Origin of the sequence: Cellulomonas sp. C5510, from assembly GCF_019797765.1 — a bacterium.
In the GTDB taxonomy this organism is placed as follows: Bacteria; Actinomycetota; Actinomycetes; order Actinomycetales; family Cellulomonadaceae; genus Cellulomonas.
In genome coordinates, this window is the sequence record NZ_CP081862.1 from 1,010,384 (window position 1) to 1,034,159 (window position 23,776).

Sequence of the window (23,776 nt, forward strand, 5' to 3'; positions counted from 1 at the left end):
CTCGGGGGCGGCCGCCTCAGGCGGGCTGGGTCTCCCGGGCGCGGGCGAAGGCGACGACCACGTCGACCGCCTCCGCGGGGGTGCGGGCCACGTCGAGGGCGTGCACCGCGTCGTCGTCCATCAGGAGCCGGGCCAGGAGGGCGAGCGCCTGCAGGTGCTCCGTCGCTCCCCCCTCGGGCACGGCGAGCATGAACACCCGCCGCACCTCGCCCGTCTCCCCGCAGGACGTGTAGGTCAGCGGCTCGGCGAGCCGCCAGAACGCGACCGACGGGCGGCGCACGGTCGCCCCCCGGCCGTGCGGCAGGGCGAGGCCGTCGCCCATGTACGTCGGGCCGAGCTGCTCACGCTCCTCCAGGGCGGCCAGGAAGTCGTCGACGTCGTCGATCCGGCCGTCCGCGGCCAGGGTCTGCGCCATCGCGCGGAACAGCTCCGCCTTCGACGCCGGTGCCGGCACGTCCAGCCGGACCAGGTCCTCGCCGATGGCCCTCCCCATCGCCTGCGCGTCCACGGCTGCGGCTCAGAACGTGTGGCCGTTGGCGAAGACGGTCAGCAGCTCCGTCGTCGTCGTCCGGATGTGCTCGACCGTCGCCTCGGTGAGGTCATGGTAGAACACCGGCTTGCCCGCCTCGGCGACGAGCTGCGCGGCGAACCGGGACGCCTCGGCCGACAGGTACGAGTAGTAGTTGACCTTCGTCGCTCCGGCCTTGACCGCCTGGGCGATCTGGTCGAAGTCGACGCCGGAGCTGCCGTGCATGACCAGCGCGGTCTCCTCGGGGACCGCGGCGCGCAGCCGGGTCAGGTGCTCGATGTCGAGCTTCGGCTCCTCGACGTACATGCCGTGCACGGTGCCGAAGCAGACCGCGAGGGCGTCGACGCCGGACTCCTTGGCGAAGGTCGCCGCGAGGTCGGGGTCCGTGAACGTCTCACGGATGTCCGCGGGGGCCGCGGGACCGCCGTGCGAGTCGTGCAGGGTGGAGGTCATCACGCCGAGCTCGGCCTCGACCGAGATGTCCAGCGAGTGCGCGATGCCGGTGAACTCGGTGACCCGCTTCAGGTTCTCCTCGAACGGGAGCGTGGACAGGTCGTACATCACCGACGTGAAGCCGGAGCGGATGCCGCGCCAGATGAACGTCGGGTCGACGCCGTGGTCGATGTGCACCGCCACCGGCACCTTCGCCTTGCGCGCGAAGTCGATCATGTACGGGGCGATGTCCTCGACGCGCACCAGCGGGTCGTGCACCTCGGCGTGGTCGATGATGATCGGCGTCCCGACGTCCTCCGCGGCGCCCACGATCCCGCGCAGCAGGTCCATCGTGGGGGTGTTGATGCAGCCCACGGCGTAGTTGTGGGTCCGCGCGTCGTCGAGGATCTCGCGCATGTTGACGAGCATGGTCCAGCCCTTCTGGTGGTGCGGCGGCATGGAGCCGCACTGGTGCGGAGGGCGCCTCGCGGGGCGGGTGGGGCGAGCGGTGACCGGGTGCGGTCGTCGTCGACCTGTCCCGCCGCCGGGAGGGCTCCGCAGCGGCTCGTGAAGAGCATTGCACAGGTGCAAGATCTTGCACAAGGCTTGTGCGAGATCCCGTCGGACCGCGTCAGGAGCCGGACCCGGCCGGGATCACGTGCACGGGTGCTGGCGCCTCGACGGCGTCGAGACTCGGCGCGGCGGCGCGGTCAGGAGGCCGCGGCGGCCTCGTCCAGCAGCGCGCGCAGCGTCGGCCACGCGTCCGCGAACGCCGGCAGCAGCGGCAGCGTCGCCACGTCGTCCAGCGCCACCCAGGCGATCGCGAGGCTCTCGTCGTCGGTCGGCCGGGCGTCCACGGGCCCGGCCGTCACCGCGACCACCGTGGTGTACGACCAGTCACCGTGGTCCAGCACGTGCTCGCCCACCACCCGCACGGACGCGGGCTCGATGCCCGCTTCCTCCGCCGCCTCGCGCAGCGCACCGTCGACCGCGGGCTCACCGGTGTGCCGCGCCCCGCCGGGCAGCCCCCACGTCCCGCCCTGGTCGCTCCACAGCGCGCGGTGCTGCAGGACCACCGCGGCGGCATCCGTGCCCGTCGCGGGGCGGGCGAGCAGCAGACCGGCCGCGCCGGACAGGCCCCAGTGCCGCTGTCCGCAGCGGCAGGCGACCCAGCCGTCGCCGGGGTGCCGCGGCCGGTGCGGCGGGACCTCGGCCACTCAGTCGACGATCTCGCAGATGGCGGACCCCGCCGCGACCATCCCGCCGACACCCGCTGACAGGGAGGACACGGTGCCTGCGCGGTGGGCGACCAGCGGCTGCTCCATCTTCATGGCCTCCAGCACCACGACCAGGTCGCCCTCGGCCACCGTGTCGCCCTCACCGACGGCCACCTTCACGATCGTGCCCTGCATCGGGGACGTCAGCGTCGTCCCCGACGCGGCGACCGTGCGGGCCCCGTTGCGGCGCGGCGCTGCGCGGCGCGGGCCGGCTGGTGCGCGGCCGGTGCGACCCGCCCGCAGCGCGAGGGCCGCCGGGAGCACGACCTCCAGCCGCTTGCCGCCGACCTCGACGACGACCCGCTCCAGCTCGGTCGGCTCCGGGTCCGCGTCGGGGCCGGACGTCGTGACGGCGGGTGCCCCGGTCAGCGACGGCAGCCGGTCGGCGAACTCCGTCTCGATCCACCGGGTGTGCACCGCGAACGGCTGCTCCGGGTCCGTCGGGACGAACGCCGGGTCCGCCATCACCGCGCGGTGGAACGGCACGACGGTCGGGATGCCGGCGATCTCCAGCTCGGCGAGCGCACGCCGCGCCCGCTCGGCCGCCTGCTGCCGGGTCGCGCCCGTGACGACGAGCTTGGCGATCATCGAGTCGAACGCGCCGGAGACGGTGTCGCCCTCGACGACGCCGGAGTCGACCCGGACGCCGGGGCCGGCGGGGAACCGGAGCGTGGAGATGCGGCCGGGGGCGGGCAGGAACCCGGCGGCCGGGTCCTCGCCGTTCAGCCGGAACTCGAACGAGTGCCCGCGGGTCTCCACCTCGGTGTAGCCCAGGGGCTCGCCGTCGGCGATCCGGAGCTGCTCGCGGACCAGGTCGATGCCGCTGATCTCCTCGGAGACCGGGTGCTCGACCTGCAGGCGGGTGTTCACCTCGAGGAACGAGATGGTGCCGTCCGCGGCGACCAGGAACTCGCAGGTGCCCGCGCCGACGTACCCGGCCTCGCGGAGGATCGCGACGGAGGCGTCGACGAGCTGCGCGCGCTGCGCGTCCGAGAGGAACGGCGCCGGGGCCTCCTCGACGAGCTTCTGGTGCCGGCGCTGCAGCGAGCAGTCGCGGGTCGACACGACGACGACGGTGCCGTGCTCGTCGGCGAGGCACTGCGTCTCGACGTGGCGCGGGCGGTCGAGGTAGCGCTCCACGAAGCACTCGCCGCGGCCGAACGCCGCCGTCGCCTCGCGCACCGCGGAGTCGTACAGCTCGTCGATCTCGTCCTCGGAGCGCGCCACCTTCAGGCCGCGGCCACCGCCGCCGAACGCCGCCTTGATCGCCACCGGCAGGCCGTGCTCGGCGACGAACGCGTGCACCTCGGCGGCGCCGGAGACCGGGTCCGGCGTGCCGGCGACGAGCGGGGCGCCCGCCCGCTGCGCGATGTGCCGGGCGCTGACCTTGTCACCGAGCTCGCGGATCGCGGCCGGCGGCGGGCCGACCCACGTGAGGCCCGCGTCGATGACGGCCTGCGCGAACTCGGCGTTCTCGGAGAGGAACCCGTAGCCGGGGTGCACGGCGTCCGCGCCGGAGCGGCGGGCCACGTCGAGCAGCTTCGCGATGTCGAGGTACGTCTCGGCCGCGCGGGCGCCGTCCAGGGCGTACGCCTCGTCCGCGACGCGCACGTGCAGCGCCTCGCGGTCGGGGTCCGCGTAGACGGCGACGGAGCCGATGCCGGCGTCCCGGCAGGCGCGGGCGATGCGGACGGCGATCTCGCCGCGGTTGGCGACGAGGACCTTCGAGATGCGGGGCACGGCTCACGGTAACGCGGGGGGTGGGCGGGGATCACGTCCTGGCGGACGTGCGCCCCCAAGACTGCGGAACCGCCCACCTGGCGACGCTCGCGTTTGGAGGTTCCGTCAACGCCCTCGCGCCCGGGGGTGCCACACCCGTCCGCCCCTTGTCCGGAGCGGACAAACCCTCCCCGCCACCTCCGTGGCGACCGTGGCCCTCGCTGCCCCACCGCTATCCCCGTTCGGAGGCTCCCCACGTGTTCGGAGGTGGGCGCGCGGGATCGTGGTGGTCCGCGGAGCACCACGACGACCCGTCGGAGCCTCCGAACGGACGGAGCGCGTGCAGGTGGGTGCGGGGTGTCGCGCTGCCGCGCGGGGGGTTCAGGTGGGTGGGGGTCGCGGCGTTCGGAGGCTCCGAGTGTGTTCGGAGGTGGGCGCGCGGGATCGTGGTGGTCCGCGGAGCACCACGACGACCCGTCGGAGCCTCCGACGGGGTTCAGGTGGGGTGGGGGGTGGGTGGGGCTAGGGCCAGAGGGTGGGGATCGGGACGGCTCGGGTGGCCAGGAGGCGGCGGAGGAGGGGGAGGCTCAGGCCGACGACGCCGTGGTGGTCGCCCTCGATGCGCTCGACGAACGGGCCGCCGAGGCCGTCGATGGTGAAGGCACCCGCGACGTGGAGCGGCTCGCCGGTGGCGACGTAGGCGGCGATCTCCGCGTCCGTCACGTCCGCGAAGTGCACGACGGTGGTGGACGTCGCGCCCGACTCCGCCTCCGACTCCGCCTCCGGCTCGGCCTCCGTCGAGGCGTCCGCGGCAGCGTTCCCGTGCCGCGCGTCCACGAGCCAGTGCCCGGTGTGCAGCAGCCCGGCCCGCCCGCGCATCGCGCGCCACCGGGCGGTGGCCTCGGCGGCGTCCGCGGGCTTGCCGAGCACCTCGCCGTCCAGCTCCAGCATGGAGTCGCACCCCAGCACGAGCGCCCCGGGGTGGGCCGGCGCGACGTCACGGGCCTTCGCGCGGGCGAGCAGCAGCACGGCCTCGGCCGGCGTGACGGAGCCAGCGGCCGCCAGCACCGCGGGCTCGTCGACCGCGGACACGGCCACCGTGGGCTCGATGCCGGCGGCGCGGAGCGTCGCGAGCCGGGCGGGGGAGGCGGAGGCCAGCACGAGGGTGGTCACCGGGCGAGCGTACGGCCGGGCCGGGGACGTACGTCCTCCCGTGCGCAGCGACGGCGTGCCGATGATGTCCGGTGAACTCCCAGGAGGGGATGCGACGATGACAGGCGTGACCGAGGACAGCGACCTGGCCACGCGCCCCGTGGGCGCCGCCGCCGACCCGATCGACCTGCTCGACCGCGACCCCGTGGACGACGACCCCGACTCCCCGGAGCGCGTCGCGTGGCGCCGCCGGACCGCGATCGAGATGGTCGTGTCCGGCGCCATCGGGTTGTTCACGTCGTTCGTGCTGTCGATCGAGGCGTGGCGCCTCGCCCTCGACCCGTCCGCGACGTTCAGCTGCGACGTGAGCTCGGTGATCTCGTGCAGCACCGTGGCGCTCTCCCCGCAGGCGGAGGTGCTGGGCTTCCCGAACGCGTTCCTCGGCATCGCGTTCGAGTCCGTGGTGATCGCGATCTCCGTGGCCGGCATCGCCGGGGTGCGGTTCCCGCGGTGGTACATGCTCGGCACGCAGGCGCTGTACACGGTGGCCCTGGTGTTCGCGTGGTGGCTGTTCCTGCAGTCGTACTTCGTCATCAAGGCGCTGTGCCCCTGGTGCCTGCTCATCACCGTGACGACGACGCTGGTGTGGGCCGGCCTGACCCGGTGGAACGTCCGCGACGGGCACCTGCGGCTGCCGGGCCGCGCCGGGCCGTGGGCGCGCCGGTTCGTGGCGACCGGGACCGACTGGTACGTGACGGCCGCCGTGATCGTGCTGTTCCTCGCGGCGATCCTGCTCAAGTACGGCCCCACGCTGCTGGCGGCCTGAGGGCACGCGCCGCACCTGCGCACGGCACCTGCCCGCCGCGGCGCCGCCCGCCGCACCACCCCGACCCACCACCCGACGAACGAGGGCCCCCGGACCAGGTCCGGGGGCCCTCGTTCGCGTCACGGCACGGGGCCGGGGCGACCGCCGTCGTCAGGCCAGCGCGTCCCGCAGGACGTCCAGCGGCAGCGCGCCCATGCCGAGCGCCCGGGCGTGGAACGCACGCAGGTCGAACTCCTCGCCGCGCGCCTCCGTCGCGGCGCGGTTGCCGTCGCGGACCTGCTCCCAGATGCGCTGCCCGATCTTGTAGGCGGGCGCCTGCCCCGGCCAGCCGAGGTACCGGTTGAGCTCGAACCGCACGAACTGCTCGGGCATGTTGACGTTGGCGCGCAGGAACTCCCACGCCTTGTCGGCGTCCCACGTGCCGCCGCCCCAGCGCTCCGGCGCGGGCAGGCCCAGGTGGACGCCGAGGTCCAGCACGACGCGGGCGGCCCGCATCCGCTGGCCGTCGAGCATGCCGAGCCGGTCGCCCGGGTCGTCGAGGAACCCGAGGTCGGCCATGAGGCGCTCGGCGTACAGCGCCCAGCCCTCGCCGTGCCCGGACACCCAGCACGCGAGCCGGCGCCACGAGTTCAGCGTCGCGCGCTGGTAGACGGCCTGGCCGATCTGCAGGTGGTGACCGGGGACGCCCTCGTGGTAGACGGTCGTCTTCTCGCGCCACGTGTTGAACGTCGTGACCTCCGGCGGCACGGACCACCACATGCGGCCGGGCCGGCTGAAGTCGTCGGACGGCCCGGTGTAGTAGATGCCGCCGTTCTGCGTCGGGGCGATGCGGCACTCGAGCGTGCGGATCGGCCCGGGGATGGCGAAGTGCACGCCGTCGAGGGCGGCGACGGCGGCGTCGGAGGTCTCCTGCATCCAGCGCTGGAGCGCGTCGGTGCCCTCGAGCCGGCGGGACGGGTCCGCGTCGAGCGCTGCCACGGCCTGCTCGACGGTGGCACCCGGGCCGGCGATCCGCGCGGCGACGGCCTCCTGCTCGGCGACGACGCGCTCGAGCTCCTCCAGCCCCCACTGGTACGTCTCGTCCAGGTCGACCGCGGCACCGAGGAAGTACCGGGACCACAGGGCGTAGCGCTCGCGGCCGGCGGCGTCCGCCTCCGGCGCCTGCGGGGCGAGCTCGTCGCGCAGGAAGGCGGCGAGCTCGGCGTACGTGCGGCGGGCCGCCTCGGCGCCGCGCTCCAGGTCCTCGCGCAGCGCGTCACCGCCGGCGGCGACGGCCTCGCGGGCCTCGGTGCCCGCGACGAAGGTGGTGAAGAACGACGTCGACGGGTCGGCGAGCTCCTCGGCCTGCGCGAGCGCCTCGCGCACCTGGCGGACGGCGGGCACGCGGCCGCGCGAGGCGGCGAGCCGCAGCGACTCCACGTAGCCGGCGCCGGCGGTCGGCAGCCCGGAGAGCCGCTGGGCGATCGTGGACCACGCGTCGGGGCCGTCGGTCGCCATGAGGTCGAGCACGTCGCGCATGCCCTGCACCGGCGAGGCGATCACGTTGAGGTCGGCGAGCAGCTCGCCCGCGTCGTGCAGCTCGAGCTCCAGGCCGAGGCGCTCGCGCATCGCGGCCAGCGTGATGCGGTCGACCTCGTCGACCGGCTGCTCGGCGTCGAGCGCGCGCAGCGTGGCCCGGGCGGCCTCCGCGCGGGCCTCGTGGCCGGCGGGGGACAGGTCCGTGACCTCGTGGTCGTGGCCCGTGATGCCGAGCGCGGTGGCCTCGAAGGGGTTGAGGGCTGCGGTCGTGTCGACGTAGGCGTCGGCGATCGCGTCGATCGGGGTGGCGGCACGCTCCGGTGCGCGGCTGTCGGGGGTGGGTGCAGTGCTCACCCGGCCGACCCTACTCGCGCCACGGGGCCCGGTTCACCGGGAATGCGCTGACGTCAGCGCAGGCTGTGCCGCCACGCGTCGGGGCCGGGGCGCCAGGCCGCGCCGCCGCCCGGGACGGTGCGGGCCCGGTCCGCCCACCCGGCGCGCGGCGTGGTGCCCGGCCAGTCGGTCGCCCCGTCCTCGCCGCCTCCCGTCGCGGCCACCAGCCCCGCGACGAGCGCCGCGAGCTCCACGTCGTCGGGCGTGCCGCGGACGACCTGGACGTGCGCGGGCCCGGACGTCCCGGCCTCGCCGGCCGTCACCGGTCGTCCTCGTCGTCGTCCGGGTCGTCGTCGAACACGACCGGCGCCCCGCGCGACGCCCCCCAGCCCTCGACCGTGAAGCCGCTCTCGAGCAGCCGCTCCACGATCTCGGCGCCGCCGTTGTCGACGATGCCGAGCACCGCGTCGATGCTCTGGTCGCTCGGGTGCGGGGGCACGCTGACGACGAACCCGAGGTGGAACTCGTCGGTGTCCTCGTCGGCGCCGGTCTCGGCCTCGGGCGCCGCCTCGTCCTCCCACGTCATGCCCGTGAGCTCGGAGTGCATGCCCAGGCTCTCGTGCAGCAGGTCGTACAGCCGGGCGTTCAACCCGGAGACGCGCGCCTCGAGCGCGAGCACCCGCGGGTCCTCGTCGGCCTCCGAGGCGCCGAACTCCGCCCGGACGCCCGCGGCCGTGTCGACGTAGTCGTGCAGCGCGGCGGTCAGGGCGTCGACGGCGGTGTGCATGGCACCGGTGTCGACGCCGGGCAGCGGCTCGGGCCCGTGGGCGCCGCCCGCGTGGTCGTGCGCGTCGTGCCCGTGGTCGTGGCCGTGCCCATCGCCGCCGTCGTGGCCGCCGCCGGGGAGCAGGGGGTCGCCGGTCACAGCGGGATGTTCCCGTGCTTCTTGGGGGGCAGCGCCGCGCGCTTGGTGCGCAGCACGCGCAGCGCGCGGACGATCTGCGACCGGGTCTCGGCGGGCGCGATGACCGCGTCCACGTAGCCGCGGTCCGCGGCGTCCCACGGGTTCACGATGGCCTCCTCGTACTCGCGCGTGAGCCGGGCACGCTCGGCCTCGACGTCCCCGCCGGCCGCGGCGACCTGCTGCAGGGCGCCGCGCTGCAGGATGTTCACCGCACCGCCGGCGCCCATGACGGCGATCTGCGCCGTGGGCCACGCCAGGTTCACGTCGGCGCCGAGCTGCTTCGACCCCATGACGATGTAGGCGCCACCGTACGCCTTGCGGGTGATGACGGTGACGAGCGGGACCGTCGCCTCGGCGTACGCGTAGATGAGCTTCGCGCCGCGCCGGATGATGCCGTTCCACTCCTGGTCGGTGCCCGGCAGGAAGCCCGGGACGTCCACGAAGGTCAGCACCGGGATGCTGAACGCGTCGCAGGTCCGCACGAACCGGGCGGCCTTCTCGGCGGCGTCGATGTCGAGCGTGCCGGCCATGGTCAGCGGCTGGTTCGCGACGACGCCGACGGTGTGACCCTCGACGCGCCCGAAGCCGATGAGCACGTTGCGCGCGAACAGCGGCTGGACCTCGAGCAGGTCCCCGTCGTCCAGCACGTGCTCGACGACGGTGCGCATGTCGTACGGCTGGTTGTCGGAGTCCGGCACGAGCGTGTCGAGCTCGAGGTCCTCGTCCGTCACCTCGAGCTCGGCCTCGTGCGGGTAGGCCGGCGGGTCGGTGAGGTTGTTCTGCGGGAGGTACGACAGCAGCGACCGCACGTAGTCCAGCGCGTCGTCCTCGTCGGAGGCCAGGTAGTGGGCGACGCCCGAGCGCGTGTTGTGCGTGGTGGCGCCGCCGAGCTCCTCGAAGCCGACGTCCTCGCCGGTCACCGCACGGATGACGTCCGGACCGGTGATGAACATGTTCGAGGTGCCGTCGGCCATGACGATGAAGTCGGTGAGCGCGGGGGAGTAGACGGCCCCGCCGGCCGACGGACCGAGGATCAGGCTGATCTGCGGGACGACGCCCGAGGCGGCGACGTTGCGGCGGAAGATCTCCGCGAACTGGGTGAGCCCCGCGACGCCCTCCTGGATGCGCGCGCCCCCGCCGTCGCTGATGCCGACCAGCGGCATGCCGGTGCGCAGCGCCAGGTCCATGACCTTGGTGATCTTCTGGCCGTGCACCTCGCCGAGGCTGCCGCCGAACACCGTGAAGTCCTGCGAGTAGACGGCGACCGGGCGGCCGTCGACCGTGCCGTGCCCGACGACGACGCCGTCGCCGGGGACGCGCTTGCGGTCCAGCCCGAAGTTGGTCGAGCGGTGCCGGACGAACGCGTCGAGCTCGGTGAACGAGCCCGGGTCGAGGAGCGCCTCGATGCGCTCGCGGGCGGTGCGCTTGCCGCGGGCGTGCTGCTTCTCGGCGGCGGCCTGCTCGGGCTCCGTGACGGCGCGGCGGTAGCGGTCCGCGAGGTCGGCGACCTTCGCGGCCGTTCCGGCCGGGGGCGTGGGTGCGTGCGACGCGGGGGTGTCAGTCACCCGAGGAAGGCTAGTGCGCGCGGACGGCGGCGGGGGTGGGCGACGGCCACGGACCTCGGCGCGCGGCGTGGTGCGGATGCGACAACCGGCGCGCGGTCCCGAGCGGACGGGCCGCCGCGGGGCGGGAGCGGGGAGGATGGGGGCGTGGAGGACGGACGCGGGCCCCTGCGGGCGGACGAGGTCGCGGCGCTGGCCGGGCCGGGCGGGCCGCTGCGGCGGTGCGAGGTCGTGGCGACGGCGACGTCGACGAGCACCGAGCTGCTCGCGCGCCTGGCGGCCGACGCCGGGTGGGCGGACGGCGGGCTGCTGGTCGCCGAGCACCAGCAGGCCGGGCGCGGGCGGGGAGGCCACACGTGGACCACGCCGGCCGGGGCGGCGGTGACGATGTCGCTGGCGCTCCGTCCCGGGGTGCCGCGCGCGTCCTGGGGGTGGCTGCCGCTGCTGGCGGGGCTGGGCGTCGTGCACGGGCTGTCCGCGGCCACGGGCCTGACGGCGGCGGTGAAGTGGCCCAACGACGTGCTGCTGCCGGCTCCGCCCGGTGCCGAGGACCTGCCCGGCTGGGGGACGGACCGCAAGGCCGTCGGGATCCTCGCGGAGGCGGCTCCGGCGGGGGACGCGGTGGTGCTCGGCATCGGCGTCAACGTGTCGCAGACGGCCGCCGAGCTGCCGGTGCCGAGCGCCACGTCCCTGCGGCTGTCGGGTGCGCCCGCCGCCGACCGCACCGCCGTGCTGGTCGCCCTCGTCCGCGAGGTCTGCGCGGTGCTCGAGCGGTGGCGGGCGACGGGCGGGGACGTCGCGGCAGCGGGGCTCGACTCCGAGGTCGTGGCGGTGTGCCGGACGCTCGGCTCGGAGGTCGGGGCCACCCTGCCGGACGGCGCGCGGCTGCGGGGCACGGCGGTGCGGATCGACCCCGACGGCGCCCTCGTGCTGCGGGGCCCTGATGGTGCCGAGCGGCGGCTGCTGGCCGGTGACGTGCGTCACGTCCGGCCCACCCGCGGGCACCTGCCGTGAACTAGGGTCGCTGGTGTGACGGACCGGACGGGCAGCGCGCGCCAGGACGACGAGGCGCGCCCCGTCGCCCCGGCGCCGGCCGACCCCTCGGCCGCGCCCGGCGTCGCCGAGTCGGCCGGCGCCCGGCTCGACGCGGCTCTGCTCGGCGGCGCCCGCACCCTGAGCATGCGGGACCTGGCGGAGCGCGCCGGCGTCGACGTCGAGCTGGTGCGGCTGTACTGGCGCACGCTCGGCCTGCCGCACCCGGACGCGGACGACGCGGCGTTCACGGTGCGGGACGCGGACGCGCTGGGCAGTGCGGCGGCGCTGCTGCGGGAGGATCTCGTGTCGGGCCGCACGATGATCTCGCTGACGCGCGCGCTCGGGCACACGAGCGACCGGCTGGCGCTGTGGCAGGTCGAGGCGCTGGTGGAGGACGTCGCGACGCGGCAGGGGCTCGACGACCCGGCCGCCCGACGCGCCGTGCTGGAGGCGCTGCCGGTGCTCGCCCCCGTGCTCGAGGCGCAGCTGCTGCACTCCTACCGCCGGCACCTGGCGTCGATCGCGTCGCGGTACGCGGTGGAGTTCGCGGCCGGGCAGGACCGCGACGGGGACCCGGCGGCGCTGCCGCTGGCCCGGGCCGTCGGGTTCGCCGACATGGTGTCGTTCACGCGCCGGACGGCCGGGCTGGGCTCGACGGACCTGTCGGACTTCGTGCAGCGGTTCGAGACCATCGCCCGGGACGTCGTCACGCAGGGCGGCGGCCGCGTGGTCAAGACGATCGGCGACGCGGTGCTGTTCGTGGCGGACGACGTGCGGACCGGGGCACGCGTCGCGCTGGAGCTCGCGCGGGTGCTCGGCGGGGAGCTCGACGTCGAGCGCGAGAAGGCGGCCGGCGGGCTCGCCGAGGGCGCGCGGGGCGTGACCCCGGTGCGGGTCGGCGTGGTGTGGGGCCGGGTGCTGTCCCGGTTCGGCGACGTGTTCGGGCCGTCGGTGAACGTCGCCGCCCGGCTGACGGACATCGCGGACCCGAGCACGGTCCTCACCGACCCGGCGACCGCGCGGCTGCTCGTCGACGTGCCGGGGCTCGTGCTGGAGCCGCAGCCGGAGCGCGAGCTCGAGGGCATCGGGGCGCTGGCGCCGGTGCGGGTCCGCACCGCCTGACGTCCGCCCGCCGGAGCCGGCGCGGCGTCGGCGCGCCGAGCGGGTGCGTGGACCGCGACGGCCCGGATCGAATCGATTCGCGCCGCTCGTCGCCGCGTGCGACGATCAGGGCACATGAGCACCGGCGAACCACCCGCACGACACCCGGCACCCGCATCCGTCCCCGCCGCGCCGGGGGCTGCCGGGGGCGTCGCGGCACCCGTGTTCCGGCCGAGCGCCAGGTACGTGCTCCTGCTCGGGGTGATGACCGCGCTGCCGGCCGTCACCACCGACATCTACCTGCCGTCGCTGCCGGACGTGGCCCGCGACCTGGGGACCAGTGCCGCGGCGGCTCAGCTCACGATGACGTCGATGCTCATCGGCGGGGCCGTGGGCCAGCTGGTGATCGGCCCGCTGTCGGACCGCTTCGGCCGGCGCCGGCCGGTGCTCGTCGGCGTGGCGCTGCACGTCGTGACGTCGCTGCTGTGCGCGATCGCCCCGGCGATCGTCCCGCTGATCGCGCTGCGCACGATGCAGGGGTTCTTCAACGCGTCGGCGTCGGTGGTCGCGATGGCGGTGATCCGCGACCGGTTCGTGGGGCCGGACGCGTCGCGGCTGCTGTCGCGGCTGATGCTCGTCATCGGGGTCGCGCCGCTGTTCGCGCCGAGCGTCGGCGGGCTGATCGCCGGCGAGTTCGGGTGGCGCGGCGTGTTCGTGGCGCTGGCCGTGTACGGCGCGGTGCTCTGGGTCGTCGTGCTGCGGCGCCTGCCGGAGACGCTGCCGTCCGAGCGGAGGCTGTCGTCCACCGCGGGCGCGTGGCGCGGCTACCTGGTCCTGGCGCGGGACCGGCACTTCGTGGCGCTCGCGGTGCTGCCGGGGCTCGGGCAGGCGGTGCTCATGAGCTACGTGGTGGGGTCGCCGTTCGTGCTGCGCGAGGGGTTCGGGCTGAGCGCCGGGCAGTTCGCGCTGGTGTTCGCGGTCAACGGCGTCGGCCTGGTCGGCGGTGCCCAGGTGAACGCCGCGCTGGTGCGCCGCTACGCCCCGATCCAGATCATCCGCGCGGTCCTGCCCGTCTCGCTGGCGCTCACCGCGGCGCTGCTGGTGCTCGCGCTGACGGGCGCCGGCGGGCTGCCGGCGCTGCTGGTGGCGCTGTTCCTCATCATGTCGCTCGTGAACTTCACGCCGCCGAACGCCTCGGCGATCGCCCTGTCGCGGCACGGTGAGCGCGCGGGGACGGCCGCGGCGTTCATCGGGTCGCTGCAGGCCGGTGTCGCCGGTGCGGTGAGCCCGCTGGTCGGTGTGCTCGGCGAGGACACCGTGGCGATGGCGAGCGTCATGACGGGCGCGGCGGCCGGCGCGCTGCTGGTGCTCGCGCTCGCGACCCCGGCCTACCGTCGCGGCGGCTGGACCGCGGCGCACTGAGCCCCCGGGGTGGCGGGCGGTCAGGCGCCGAGGCGCGCCAGTCGCCGCACGGCCTCCTCGAGGACCGCCTCCTGCTTGACGAACGTGAACCGCACCGCGGTGCGCAGTGTCTCGTCCGCGGCGGACCCGGGCCGGGTGAACGCGCTCACGGGCACCCCGACCACGCCCGCGAGACCGGGGAGCGCGCGGCACAGACCTGCCGCGTCGCGGATCCCCGATCCGGCGAGCGGCCCGGACAGCAGCGCGGCGGCGTCGGCGACCACGAAGTACGTTCCCTGCGGCCGCGCGACCGCGAAGCCCGCCCCGGTCAGCCCGGCGGCCAGCAGGTCCCGACGCGCAGCCAGCGACTCCGCGAGCCCGCGGACCCAGCCCGCGTCGGGGCCGTCGGTCGTCTCGAGCGCGAGCGCGTGCGCCACCGCGGGCTGGAACGGCGCCCCGGACACGTACGTGAGGAACTGCTTGACCGCCCGCACTGCGTCCACGAGCGGCGCCGGCCCGGTGACCCAGCCGATCTTCCAGCCGGTGAACGAGAACGTCTTGCCCGCGGACGAGACGGTCAGCGTGCGGCCGGCGGCCCCGGGCAGCGTCGCGAACGGGACGTGCCGGGCGTCGTCGTACGTGAGGTGCTCGTACACCTCGTCGGTCACCACGAGGCAGTCGTGGCGCTCGGCGACCTCGGCGACCACCGCGAGCTCGGCGGGCGTGAGGACGGCACCCGTCGGGTTGTGCGGCGTGTTGAGCAGGATCACGCGCGTCCGGTCGGTGACGGCGGCGCGCAGCGCGTCCGCGTCCAGCCGGAAACCGTCGGGGCCGGCCACGAGCGGCGCGGTGGTGTGGCGCGCGCCGGCCAGCGCGATGACCGCGGCGTAGGAGTCGTAGAACGGCTCGAGCGTGAGCACCTCGTCGCCCGGCTCGGTGAGCGCGAGCAGCGCCGCGGCGACCGCCTCGGTGGCGCCGGTGGTGACGAGCACCTCCGTGTCCGGGTCGACGTCCAGGCCGTAGTGGCGCCGCTGGTGGTCGGCCACGGCGCGCCGCAGCTCCGGGGTGCCCGGCCCCGGCGGGTACTGGTTGACCCCGGCGGCGATGGCGTCCGCGGCGGCACGCTTCACCGACTCCGGGCCGTCCACGTCGGGGAACCCCTGGCCGAGGTTGAGTGCACCGGTGCTCGCGGCGAGCGCGGACATCTCCGCGAAGACCGTCGGCCGGGGCACGCCGTCCGCACCGAGCAGGCCCGCCGCCCGGGCGGTCGCCTGCCAGCGCCCCGCGCGCTGTCCGAGGCGCCCGGGACGGGGCGCCGGGCTGTCGTGCGGGTGCGGGGTCATCGCGGTCCTGTCGTCTCGGGGACGCCAGGAGGGTAGACCGCGGCCGGTCCCGCCCGCGCGAGCGGACCGCGGGGCGGGACCGTGGTGTCGGTCGGCGCGGGGGAGGGCCGGCACGTGGCACGCCGAGGGGCGGCGCCGCCCCGTCTCAGAGCCAGCCGGAGGCCGCCGCGAGCCCGCCGAGCACGAGCAGCAGCAGCGACGCCCACGCGCACGCCACCCACCACGGCACGTGGTGCCGGGTCCGGGTGCGCGGGTGGTGCGTGCTCATGACGGGGACATCGGCACGCCGGACCCGGACTGAAGGGGTCGAGGGTCCTTCGCCCGGGTGAGCCGAGCGGTTCGCGCAACGGCCCCGCTCGCCCGACGGGCTGCGCCGTCCGGCCGGTTCAGCCCTGCTCGGTCTGCTCCACCTGGCGGCTCAGCTCCTCGACCTGCTGCGCGAGCCGGTCCAGGGCGTCCGCGGTCGCGTCGTCCACCTGCGTGGACGCGCCGTCGAGGGCGCTGCGCGCGGAGTCGAGGGCGGACCGGGCGGAGTCGAGCTGCTCCTGCGTGGCGGCGGAGCCCTGCTCCCGGGCGTCGGCGAGCGCGGTCGTCGCGTCGTCCACGGCGGTGCTCGCCTGGTCGACGGCGTCCTGCGCGGCGGCGCGGGCGCCGGCGTCGAGCTCGGACAGCCGGGTGCGGGCGTCGTCGACGGCGGAGCGGGCGGACTCGACGCGCTCGCGGGCCGCGTCGGCGAGCTCGCCGAGCCGGCCGGCGGCGTCGCGCGCGGAGTCGACGGCGGACTGCGCCTGCGAGGCGACGTCCTGCGCCTCGGAGCACGCGCCGAGCAGGAGCGCGCCCAGCACGAGCGGCGCGGCCAGGGCGGCGCGGTGGCGGCGGGTGGTCATGTGGGGCCTCCTCGTCGGGGACCGGTCATTGTGCCAGGCGCGCCTGGCGTCCGGCTGGGAGCGGCGGCGCCGGGACCGCCCGGACGCAGAGGAGCGCCCCGCCCGCGGACGATCGCGGGCGGGGCGCTCGGCGAGCAGCCTGACCGTGGGTCAGGAGGAGGCGACCGTGGCGCTCTCCTCGTCCGGGGCCCCCGCCCCGGCGGGCGCGTCACTCGTCGCACCCCGCTGCTCGCGGCGGCCTCGCACCTCGGCGACGGAGGTGCCGTAGTAGGCCGCAGTCATGATGTCCTTCATGTCCGCCCGCATCGGCATGCGGGGGTTCGCCGGCGCGCACTGGTCCTCGTACGCGCCCATCGCGACCTCGTCGAGCCGGGACAGGAAGTCCTGCTCGTCGACGCCCTGCGCCTGGAAGGACGACGGGATGCCGACCTTCGCGCGCAGGGCCTCGATGGCCAGGGCGTAGGACTCCACGCCCTGCTCCGGGGTCTCGGCCGGCAGGCCCAGCATCTGGGCGATCTGCTGGAACCGCTCCGGGGCGACGTAGTGCTCGTACTTCGGCCAGCTCGTGAGCTTGGTCGGGATCTGGCCGTTGTACCGGATGACGTGCGGCAGCAGCGTGGCGTTCGTCCGGCCGTGGACCAGGTGGAACGTCGAGCCGATGACGTGCGCCATCGCGTGCACGATGCCGAGGAACGCGTTGCCGAACGCCATGCCGGCGATGGTGCCCGCGTTGTGCATCTTCTCGCGGGCGGCCTTGGTGGCCGGGTCGGCCGGGTCGCCGTTCACCGACTGCGCCAGGTTGTCGAAGATCAGGCGGATCGCCTGCAGCGCCATGCCGTCGGTGAAGTCGTTGGCGTACACCGCGACGAACGCCTCGGTGGCGTGGGTCAGGGCGTCGAAGCCGGAGTCGGCGGCCAGCGAGCGCGGCATCTTCGAGGTGAGGACCGGGTCGATGATCGCGACCGTCGGGGTCAGCGCGTAGTCCGCCAGCGGGTACTTCTTGCCGGCGTCGGGGTCGGAGATGACCGCGAACGGGGTGACCTCGGCGCCGGTGCCCGAGGTGGTCGGGATGCAGACCAGCTTGGCCAGGTCGCCGAGCACCGGGAACTTGAACGCGCGCTTGCGGACGTCGAAGAACTTCTGCTTGAGATCGGAGAACACGATCTCCGGGTGCTCGTACAGCAGCCACATGACCTTCGCCGCGTCCATCGGCGAGCCGCCGCCGAGGGCGATGATCGTGTCGGGGCGGAAGTGCCGCATCTGCGCCGCGCCGGCCTGGACCGTCTTGACGCTGGGCTCCGGCTCCACCTGGTCGATGATCTGGACCGACACGTGGTTGCCGCGGCGGTTCAGGACGTCCAGGACGCGGTCGACGAACCCGAGAGTGGTCATCGTGGCGTCGGTGACGATGGTGACCCGCTCGACGTCGGCCATGTCGGTCAGGTAGCGGATGGCGTTCGGCTCGAAGTACGTCTTGGCCGGGACCTTGAACCACTGCAAGTTGTTGTTCCTCCGGCCCACGCGCTTGATGTTGACGAGGTTGATCGCCGACACGTTGTTCGACACCGAGTTGTGGCCGTAGGAGCCGCAGCCGAGGGTGAGCGACGGGATGAAGGCGTTGTAGATGTCGCCGATGCCGCCGAGCGACGAGGGGGCGTTCGCGATGACGCGGATCGCCTTGACGCGGTTGCCGTACTCCTCGGTGAGCGCCTCGTCCTGGGTGTGGATCGCGGCGGAGTGGCCGAGGCCGTCGAACTCGACCATCTGCTCGGCGAGCTGGATGCCCTGCTCGGTGGAGGTGGCGCGCAGCACGGCCAGCACGGGGCAGAGCTTCTCGCGGGTCAGCGGCTCGTTCGGGCCGACGGAGCCGACCTCGGCGAGGATGATCGAGGTCTCGGCGGGGACGGAGAAGCCGGCCTGCTCGGCGATCCACTGCGGGGACTTGCCGACGACGGTCGGGTTCAGCTTGGCGTCGGCGCAGTTCTTGCCCTTGGCCTCGACGCCGAAGATGAACTTCTCGAGGAGCGCCTTCTCCTTCTTGGTGGCGCGGTAGGCGTGCAGGACCGCGAACTCCGCGAGCGCGGCGTCGTAGATCTCGTCGTCCAGGATGACGGCCTGCTCGGAGGCGCAGATCATGCCGTTGTCGAACGACTTGGACAGCACCACGTCGTTGACGGCCCGCTTGAGCTTGGCGGTCTTCTCGATGTACGCCGGGACGTTGCCCGCGCCGACGCCGAGGGCCGGCTTGCCGCAGGAGTACGCCGCGCGGACCATCGCGTTGCCGCCGGTCGCGAGGATGGTGGAGACGCCGGGGTGGTTCATCAGCAGGCCGGTGGCCTCCATCGAGGGCGTCTCGACCCACTGGATGCAGTGCTCGGGGGCGCCGGCGGCGATCGCCGCGTCCCGCACGACCCGCGCCGCGGCGACGGAGGACTTCTGGGCGTTCGGGTGGAACGCGAAGATGATCGGGTTGCGGGTCTTCAGCGCGATGAGCGACTTGAAGATCGCGGTCGACGTCGGGTTGGTCACCGGGGTCATCGCGCAGATGACGCCGACGGGCTCGGCGATCTCGGTGATGCCGTTGATCTCGTCGCGGCTGATGACGCCGACGGTCTTGAGCGCCGCCATCGAGTTGGTGACGTGCTCGCAGGCGAAGATGTTCTTGACGGCCTTGTCCTCGAAGACGCCGCGGCCGGTCTCCTCGACCGCCAGCTCGGCGAGCTGGCCGTGCTGGTCGAGTGCGGCGACGGCGGCCTTCTTGACCAGCCGGTCGACGTCCTCCTGCGTGAAGCGGGCGTACTCCGCCAGCGCCTTGGTGGCGCCGGCGACCAGCTGGTCGATGGCGGCCGCGGTGTCGGTGCTCGTCGTGATGGTCACGGGGTTCTCCCGGGTGGTCCGATGAGGTGGGGGTGTAAGGGCTCCGTCGACCTCACGTGGACGACGATATCGAGAAAGAATTCACAAAGTCTGGGACCGGAGTCCCGGGGACCTAGGTCCGGCCGGTCCACCTCCCGGGCCGTGCCTGCCGGGCGCGCCCGTGACCTGCGACGACGCGGCGGCGGGCAGCACGACGAGGCCCGTCGCCCCGGGGTGGTCCGGGACGACGGGCCTCGTCGTCGCAGCCTGCGCGGGGCCCCGGTGCGGGGCCCCGACGGGCTCACTCGTGCGGCAGCGGCGGCGGCGTGACGACGGTCGGGTGGTCCGGCACGGTCGCCGTCATGAGGGTGCCGTCGGCGCGGCGCGTGCCCTCGATGTCGCGCACCGTCGGCGTGCCGATGAGGCGCGGCGCCGGGTCGAGGCGCACCACCACGGGGTCGCCCGCCGTGACCTTCACGTGCTCGCCGCGCACGACGAGGTCCGCGGCGTCTCCGTCCTCGACGGTCAGCCGCAGCTCGGTGTGCCGGACGTCGACGCGCACCCGCGTGCCGCGCAGCGTGATCCGGAACGTCAGCCCGTCCCAGACCTCCGGCAGCCGCGGGTCGAGCGACACGACGCCCTCGTGGTCCCGCATGCCGCCGAACCCGCACGCCAGCGCGCTCCACACCCCGCCGAGCGACGCGACGTGCACGCCGTCGGACGTGTTGTGGTGCAGGTCCGCCAGGTCCACGTACAGCGCCGACGTGAAGTACCGCAGCGCCAGCTCCTGGTAGCCGACCTCGGAGGCCACGATCGACTGCACGACGGCCGACAGCGTGGAGTCGCCGGTGGTCAGCGGGTCGTAGTAGTCGAAGTCCGCGAGCTTCTCCTCCGGCGTGAACTGGTCGCCCTGGAGGAACAGGGCCAGCACCACGTCGGCCTGCTTGAGCACCTGGAACCGGTAGATCACGAGCGGGTGGTAGTAGAGCAGCAGCGGGCGCTTGGCCGGGTCCGTGTTGGCGAGGTCCCACAGCTCCTTCTCGAGGAACTGCGAGTCCTGCGGGTGGATGCCCAGGCGCTCGTCGAACGGGATGTGCATCCGCTCCGCGGCGTGCGCCCACTCGTCCAGCTCGTCCTGCGTGAGGCGCAGCCGGGCGGCCATCGCGGCGTGCTCCGCCGGGTGCTCGTGCGCGAGCCGCTCGACGGCCTCGACCGCCCCGCGCAGGTTCGCGCGGGCCATGACGTTGGTGAACAGGTTGTCGTTCACCACGGTCGTGTACTCGTCGGGCCCCGTGACGCCGTGGATGTGGAACGACGCGTCGCCGTTGGTCCCGCGCCAGAACCCGAGGTCCGCCCACATGCGCGCGGTCTCCACCAGGATGTCGACGGCCTCGCGCGCCAGGAACCCGTCGTCCCCGGTGGCGGCGACGTACTGCCGCACGGCGTGCGCGATGTCCGCGTCGATGTGGTACTGCGCGGTGCCGGCCGCGTAGTACGCGGACGCCTCCTCGCCGTTGATGGTGCGCCACGGGAACAGCGCGCCGTTCTGGTTGAGCTCGGCGGCCCGGCGCCGCGCGGCGTCCAGCATCGTGTAGCGGAACCGCAGCGCGTTGCGGGCCACCCGCGGGGAGGTGTAGCTGAGGAACGGCAGGACGTAGATCTCGGTGTCCCAGAAGTAGTGCCCGCTGTACCCCGAGCCGGTCAGCCCCTTCGCCGCGATGCCGCTGCCCTCGGCGCGCGCGGTGGCCTGCGCGAGCTGGAACAGGTTCCAGCGGATGGCCTGCTGCAGCTCGGGCTGCCCCGGCACCTCGACGTCGGAGCGCGCCCAGAACGCGTCGAGCCACGCGCGCTGGTCGGCGAACGCCTGCTCGACGCCGGCCTTCGCGGCCCGGTCCAGGGTGCGGCGGCAGCGGTCGGCGAGCTCGCGCGCGGGCACGCCGCGCGACGAGTGGTAGGTGACGACCTTGGTGATGCGGACCGGCCGGCCCCGCTTCGCGTCGACCCGGTAGACGTGCTTGGCGAGGTCCTCCTCGACGAGCGAGAGCTCCTCGACCTCGTTGTCCGTCTCGATGGCGTGGTCGGCCGCCACCGCGAGGGTCATCCCGGACGCCGCCGTGCGGTACGACAGCACGTAGCGGCCGCCGGACCCCCAGTGCGACCGGGGCTCGAGCACCCGCTCGCTGAGCGTCTCGGACTTGCGCGGGTCGAAGCCCTCACCCATGGCGGCCGCGCGGACGTGGTACTCGTCCTGCCCGTCCTGCCGGTTGAGGATCTGGCTGCTCACGACCACGGGCGCGTCGGCGTCGAGCATCGTGAGCTCGTACGTCATGACGGCCAGGTGCCGCTCGGCGAACGACACCATGCGCCGGCTGCGCACCTGCACGCGCTTGCCCGACGGCGTCTGCCAGACCAGGTCCCGGTAGAGGACGCCGTCGCGGAAGTCGAGGGTGCGCTCGTACTCGTGCAGGTCGGCGACCGTGAGCAGCAGCGGCTCGTCGTCGACGTACAGGCGCAGGATCTTCGCGTCCGGCACGTTGACGATGGTCTGACCGACCCGGGCGAAGCCGTACGCCTCCTCGGCGTGGCGGATCGGCCAGGTCTCGTGGAAGCCGTTGATGAAGGTGCCGTGGCTGTGGCTGTCGCGGCCCTCCTCGACGTTCCCGCGCATGCCGAGGTAGCCGTTGCCCACCGCGAACAGCGTCTCGGTGCGGCCCAGGTCCCGGGCGTCGTGCCGCGTCTCGCGCAGCCGCCACTCGTCCTTCGGGAACCGGTGCCGGTCGAGGGGGTCGGGGGTGAACAGGGAGGTGGGGTTCACGGCAGGGTGCTCTCGGGGTCGTCGGACGTGGTGACGAGCTCCGCGAGGTCGTCCACCACCAGGTCAGCCCCCTGCTCCAGCAGGACCGCGGCGCCCGCGCCCCGGTCCACGCCCACGACGAGCCCGAAGTCCCCGGCACGGCCGGAGGCGACGCCGGACTCGGCGTCCTCGACGACGACCGCGCGCTCGCGCGGCACGCCGAGCTGTTCCGCGGCGTACAGGTACGTCGCCGGTGCGGGCTTGCCCGCCAGGCCGCGCTCGGCCGCCACCAGGCCGTCCACCACGAGGGGGAACCGGTCGGTCAGGCCGGCCGCGGCCAGCACGGGCACGGCGTTGCGGCTGCTCGACACCACGGCGACCGCCCGGCCGTCCGCGATCAGCGCGTCCACGAGCCGCACCGAGCCGGGGTAGGGCGTCACGCCCTCCGACTCCAGCACCTGCGTGAACACCGCGTTCTTCCGGTTGCCGAGGCCGCAGACGGTCGCGGCGTCGGGGGAGTCGGCCGGGTCCCCCCACGGCAGCTCGATCCCTCGGGAGGCCAGCAGCGTGCGGACGCCCTCGTAGCGCGGCTTGCCGTCGATGTGCGCGAAGTAGTCGGCGTCGGTGTACGGCGCCGCGCCGCGCTCCTCCAGCAGCGGGGCGAACAGCCGGGCCCACGCGTGCATGTGCACGACGGCGGTCGGCGTGAGGACGCCGTCGAGGTCGAACAGGACGGCGTCGAGGCCGTCGAGGACCGCGGAGGGGCGGTCGGGGGCGGGTGCCACGGGCGGGTGCTCCAGGGTGCTCGGGGGTCAGCGGGGGGCGGGGGTGACGGGGTCTGCGGGGGGCCTGCGGACGACGGGGACCGCGGGGACGGACCAGGCGCTGGACGCGCGGGCGACGAGCTCCGGGGCGACCGGGCCGGCCGGGGCCGGCGGGCGCCCGAGGTCGACGCCGAGCCGGTCCAGCACCTGCTCGACGAGGATCTGCGCCACCAGTGTGAGGGGTTGCCGGACGCTCGTCAGCCCGGGACGCGCGAGGGCCGCCAGGTCGGAGTCGTCGAAGCCGGTGACGGCCACGTCCCGGCCGGGGGTGGCGCCGGCGTCGGTGACGGCGTCCAGCGCGCCGAGGGCCAGCACGTCGGAGGCGCACACGAACGCCGTGGGGGCGTCTTCTCGCCGGGCGAGCGCCGCGGCGACGACCGTGGCGGCGGCGCCGGGGTCGTCGGCTGCGGCCGTCAGGTCCGGGTCGGGGCGCAGGCCGAGCCGCGCGGTGCCGGCACGCCAGCCGGCTCGCCGGGCGTCCCCGCCGGCGCCGTCGTGGGGCCACCCGACGAACCCGATGCGGCGGTGGCCGCGCTCTGCCAGGTGCCGGACGGCGAGCTCCGTGCCGAGGGCGCCGTCGACGTCGACCCACGGGTGCGTCGCGTCGTCCTCGCCCCAGGGGCGCCCGTGCACCGCGAAGGCGGCCCCCTGCCGGGCGAGCCAGGCGGGCCGGCGGTCACCGGGGTGGGTGTCCGCGACGACGACCGCGTCCACGTCGTGCCCGGCGAGCAGCTCGGCGTACGCCGCGATCTCGGCGTCGTCGTCGCCGTACGGGGCGTCGAAGGCCAGCAGCCGGTAGCCGTGCGGGCGCGCGGCGGCGACGAGCGCGTGCAGCAGCCGGTCCGGGTGGGCGGCTGTGCGGTGCGCGGTGGGCCCGACGCGGATGCCGATCAGCCCGGACCGCCGCGAGGACAGCGCGCGGGCTGCCCGGTCCGGGACGTACCCGAGCAGGTCGACGGAGCGGCGGACGCGGGCCAGCGTGTCCGCGGACAGCCGACCGGGGGCGTTGAGCGCGTTCGAGACCGTCTGCCGCGAGACGCCCGCGTGCTCGGCGACGGCGCGGATGGTGACGCGACCGGCCGGGTCCGCGTGCTGGCGCGGGGCGTCGGGGGTGTGCATGGGGTCCTCGGGGCGTCCGTGCGGCTGGTGCGGAGGGGGCGGAGGCGACGGAGCGCTTTGACCGGTCAAATCCTCCCGCCGCGCGCGCGACGCTGTCAAAGCGC

At 74.8% G+C, this 23,776-nt stretch carries 20 protein-coding genes; 4 read left to right on the forward strand and 16 right to left on the reverse strand.

Annotation, left to right across the window (positions count from 1 at the left end; all coding sequences use genetic code 11):
- Window positions 1-16: 16 nt before the first annotated feature.
- From K5O09_RS04570 to K5O09_RS04590, 5 genes are all read right to left on the reverse strand, one after another.
- Window positions 17-493 (reverse strand): PTS sugar transporter subunit IIA, encoded by a 477-nt coding sequence (locus tag K5O09_RS04570; RefSeq protein ID WP_222171640.1) that lies wholly within the window; start codon window positions 491-493, stop codon window positions 17-19.
- Between the two features lie 24 nt (window positions 494-517).
- Window positions 518-1,420: a class II fructose-bisphosphate aldolase gene (locus tag K5O09_RS04575; RefSeq protein ID WP_222171641.1), complete on the reverse strand. Its 903-nt coding sequence runs from the start codon at window positions 1,418-1,420 to the stop codon at window positions 518-520.
- Window positions 1,421-1,671: 251 nt separating this feature from the next.
- Window positions 1,672-2,178 carry an NUDIX domain-containing protein gene (locus tag K5O09_RS04580; RefSeq protein ID WP_222171642.1) on the reverse strand — a complete coding sequence of 169 codons (507 nt, stop codon included), beginning with the start codon at window positions 2,176-2,178 and terminating at the stop codon, window positions 1,672-1,674.
- Complete coding sequence (locus K5O09_RS04585) at window positions 2,179-3,978, reverse strand: biotin carboxylase N-terminal domain-containing protein (RefSeq protein ID WP_222171643.1); 1,800 nt, start codon at window positions 3,976-3,978, stop codon at window positions 2,179-2,181.
- A gap of 501 nt (window positions 3,979-4,479) precedes the next feature.
- Entirely contained in the window at window positions 4,480-5,130 is a 651-nt protein-coding gene (locus K5O09_RS04590) for a nucleoside triphosphate pyrophosphatase (RefSeq protein ID WP_222171644.1), read from the reverse strand.
- A gap of 97 nt (window positions 5,131-5,227) precedes the next feature.
- On the opposite strand from K5O09_RS04590, the gene K5O09_RS04595 reads away from it, so the two are divergent.
- On the forward strand, window positions 5,228-5,935 hold the full coding sequence (locus K5O09_RS04595) for a vitamin K epoxide reductase family protein (protein WP_222171645.1): 708 nt from the start codon (window positions 5,228-5,230) through the stop codon (window positions 5,933-5,935).
- A 150-nt stretch (window positions 5,936-6,085) separates the two neighbouring features.
- On the opposite strand, the gene K5O09_RS04600 is transcribed toward K5O09_RS04595, so the two are convergent.
- Genes K5O09_RS04600 through K5O09_RS04615 form a run of 4 tightly spaced genes read right to left on the reverse strand, consistent with a single transcriptional unit; the run spans window position 6,086 to window position 10,315 of the window.
- Window positions 6,086-7,807 carry a DUF885 domain-containing protein gene (locus K5O09_RS04600; protein WP_222171646.1) on the reverse strand — a complete coding sequence of 574 codons (1,722 nt, stop codon included), beginning with the start codon at window positions 7,805-7,807 and terminating at the stop codon, window positions 6,086-6,088.
- Between the two features lie 53 nt (window positions 7,808-7,860).
- Complete coding sequence (locus K5O09_RS04605; protein ID WP_222171647.1) at window positions 7,861-8,109, reverse strand: acyl-CoA carboxylase epsilon subunit; 249 nt, start codon at window positions 8,107-8,109, stop codon at window positions 7,861-7,863.
- Window positions 8,106-8,711 (reverse strand): hypothetical protein, encoded by a 606-nt coding sequence (locus tag K5O09_RS04610; protein ID WP_255596129.1) that lies wholly within the window; start codon window positions 8,709-8,711, stop codon window positions 8,106-8,108. The genes K5O09_RS04605 and K5O09_RS04610 overlap by 4 nt, the downstream gene beginning before the upstream one ends.
- Entirely contained in the window at window positions 8,708-10,315 is a 1,608-nt protein-coding gene (locus tag K5O09_RS04615; protein WP_222171648.1) for an acyl-CoA carboxylase subunit beta, read from the reverse strand. The genes K5O09_RS04610 and K5O09_RS04615 overlap by 4 nt, the downstream gene beginning before the upstream one ends.
- A 144-nt stretch (window positions 10,316-10,459) precedes the next feature.
- Here K5O09_RS04615 and K5O09_RS04620 point away from each other — a divergent pair, with 144 nt between their 5' ends.
- From K5O09_RS04620 to K5O09_RS04630, 3 genes are all read left to right on the forward strand, one after another.
- Window positions 10,460-11,326: a biotin--[acetyl-CoA-carboxylase] ligase gene (locus tag K5O09_RS04620; protein WP_255596130.1), complete on the forward strand. Its 867-nt coding sequence runs from the start codon at window positions 10,460-10,462 to the stop codon at window positions 11,324-11,326.
- A 15-nt stretch (window positions 11,327-11,341) separates the two neighbouring features.
- The gene (locus K5O09_RS04625; RefSeq protein ID WP_255596131.1) at window positions 11,342-12,469 is read left to right on the forward strand and encodes an adenylate/guanylate cyclase domain-containing protein; all 1,128 of its coding nucleotides are present in this window, start codon (window positions 11,342-11,344) and stop codon (window positions 12,467-12,469) included.
- Between the two features lie 114 nt (window positions 12,470-12,583).
- Complete coding sequence (locus K5O09_RS04630; protein ID WP_222171649.1) at window positions 12,584-13,870, forward strand: multidrug effflux MFS transporter; 1,287 nt, start codon at window positions 12,584-12,586, stop codon at window positions 13,868-13,870.
- A gap of 20 nt (window positions 13,871-13,890) precedes the next feature.
- On the opposite strand, the gene K5O09_RS04635 is transcribed toward K5O09_RS04630, so the two are convergent.
- The 7 genes from K5O09_RS04635 to K5O09_RS04665 all read right to left on the reverse strand — a co-directional run bounded on the left by K5O09_RS04635 (window position 13,891) and on the right by K5O09_RS04665 (window position 23,672).
- Window positions 13,891-15,192: a pyridoxal phosphate-dependent aminotransferase gene (locus K5O09_RS04635; RefSeq protein WP_222171650.1), complete on the reverse strand. Its 1,302-nt coding sequence runs from the start codon at window positions 15,190-15,192 to the stop codon at window positions 13,891-13,893.
- A gap of 145 nt (window positions 15,193-15,337) precedes the next feature.
- Window positions 15,338-15,460, reverse strand: coding sequence for a molybdopterin oxidoreductase (locus K5O09_RS04640; RefSeq protein WP_222171651.1), 123 nt, complete (start codon window positions 15,458-15,460; stop codon window positions 15,338-15,340).
- Window positions 15,461-15,578: 118 nt separating this feature from the next.
- Complete coding sequence (locus tag K5O09_RS04645) at window positions 15,579-16,079, reverse strand: hypothetical protein (protein ID WP_222171652.1); 501 nt, start codon at window positions 16,077-16,079, stop codon at window positions 15,579-15,581.
- 150 nt (window positions 16,080-16,229) lie between these two features.
- Window positions 16,230-18,956, reverse strand: coding sequence for a bifunctional acetaldehyde-CoA/alcohol dehydrogenase (adhE, locus tag K5O09_RS04650; RefSeq protein ID WP_222171653.1), 2,727 nt, complete (start codon window positions 18,954-18,956; stop codon window positions 16,230-16,232).
- A gap of 280 nt (window positions 18,957-19,236) precedes the next feature.
- A complete protein-coding gene (locus K5O09_RS04655; RefSeq protein WP_222171654.1) occupies window positions 19,237-21,750 on the reverse strand; it encodes a glycoside hydrolase family 65 protein in 2,514 nt (837 codons plus the stop codon).
- The gene (locus K5O09_RS04660; protein WP_222171655.1) at window positions 21,747-22,514 is read right to left on the reverse strand and encodes an HAD family phosphatase; all 768 of its coding nucleotides are present in this window, start codon (window positions 22,512-22,514) and stop codon (window positions 21,747-21,749) included. Before K5O09_RS04660 ends, K5O09_RS04655 begins: the two co-directional genes overlap by 4 nt.
- Window positions 22,515-22,541: 27 nt before the next feature.
- Window positions 22,542-23,672 (reverse strand): LacI family DNA-binding transcriptional regulator, encoded by a 1,131-nt coding sequence (locus tag K5O09_RS04665; protein WP_222171656.1) that lies wholly within the window; start codon window positions 23,670-23,672, stop codon window positions 22,542-22,544.
- Window positions 23,673-23,776: the final 104 nt, after the last annotated feature.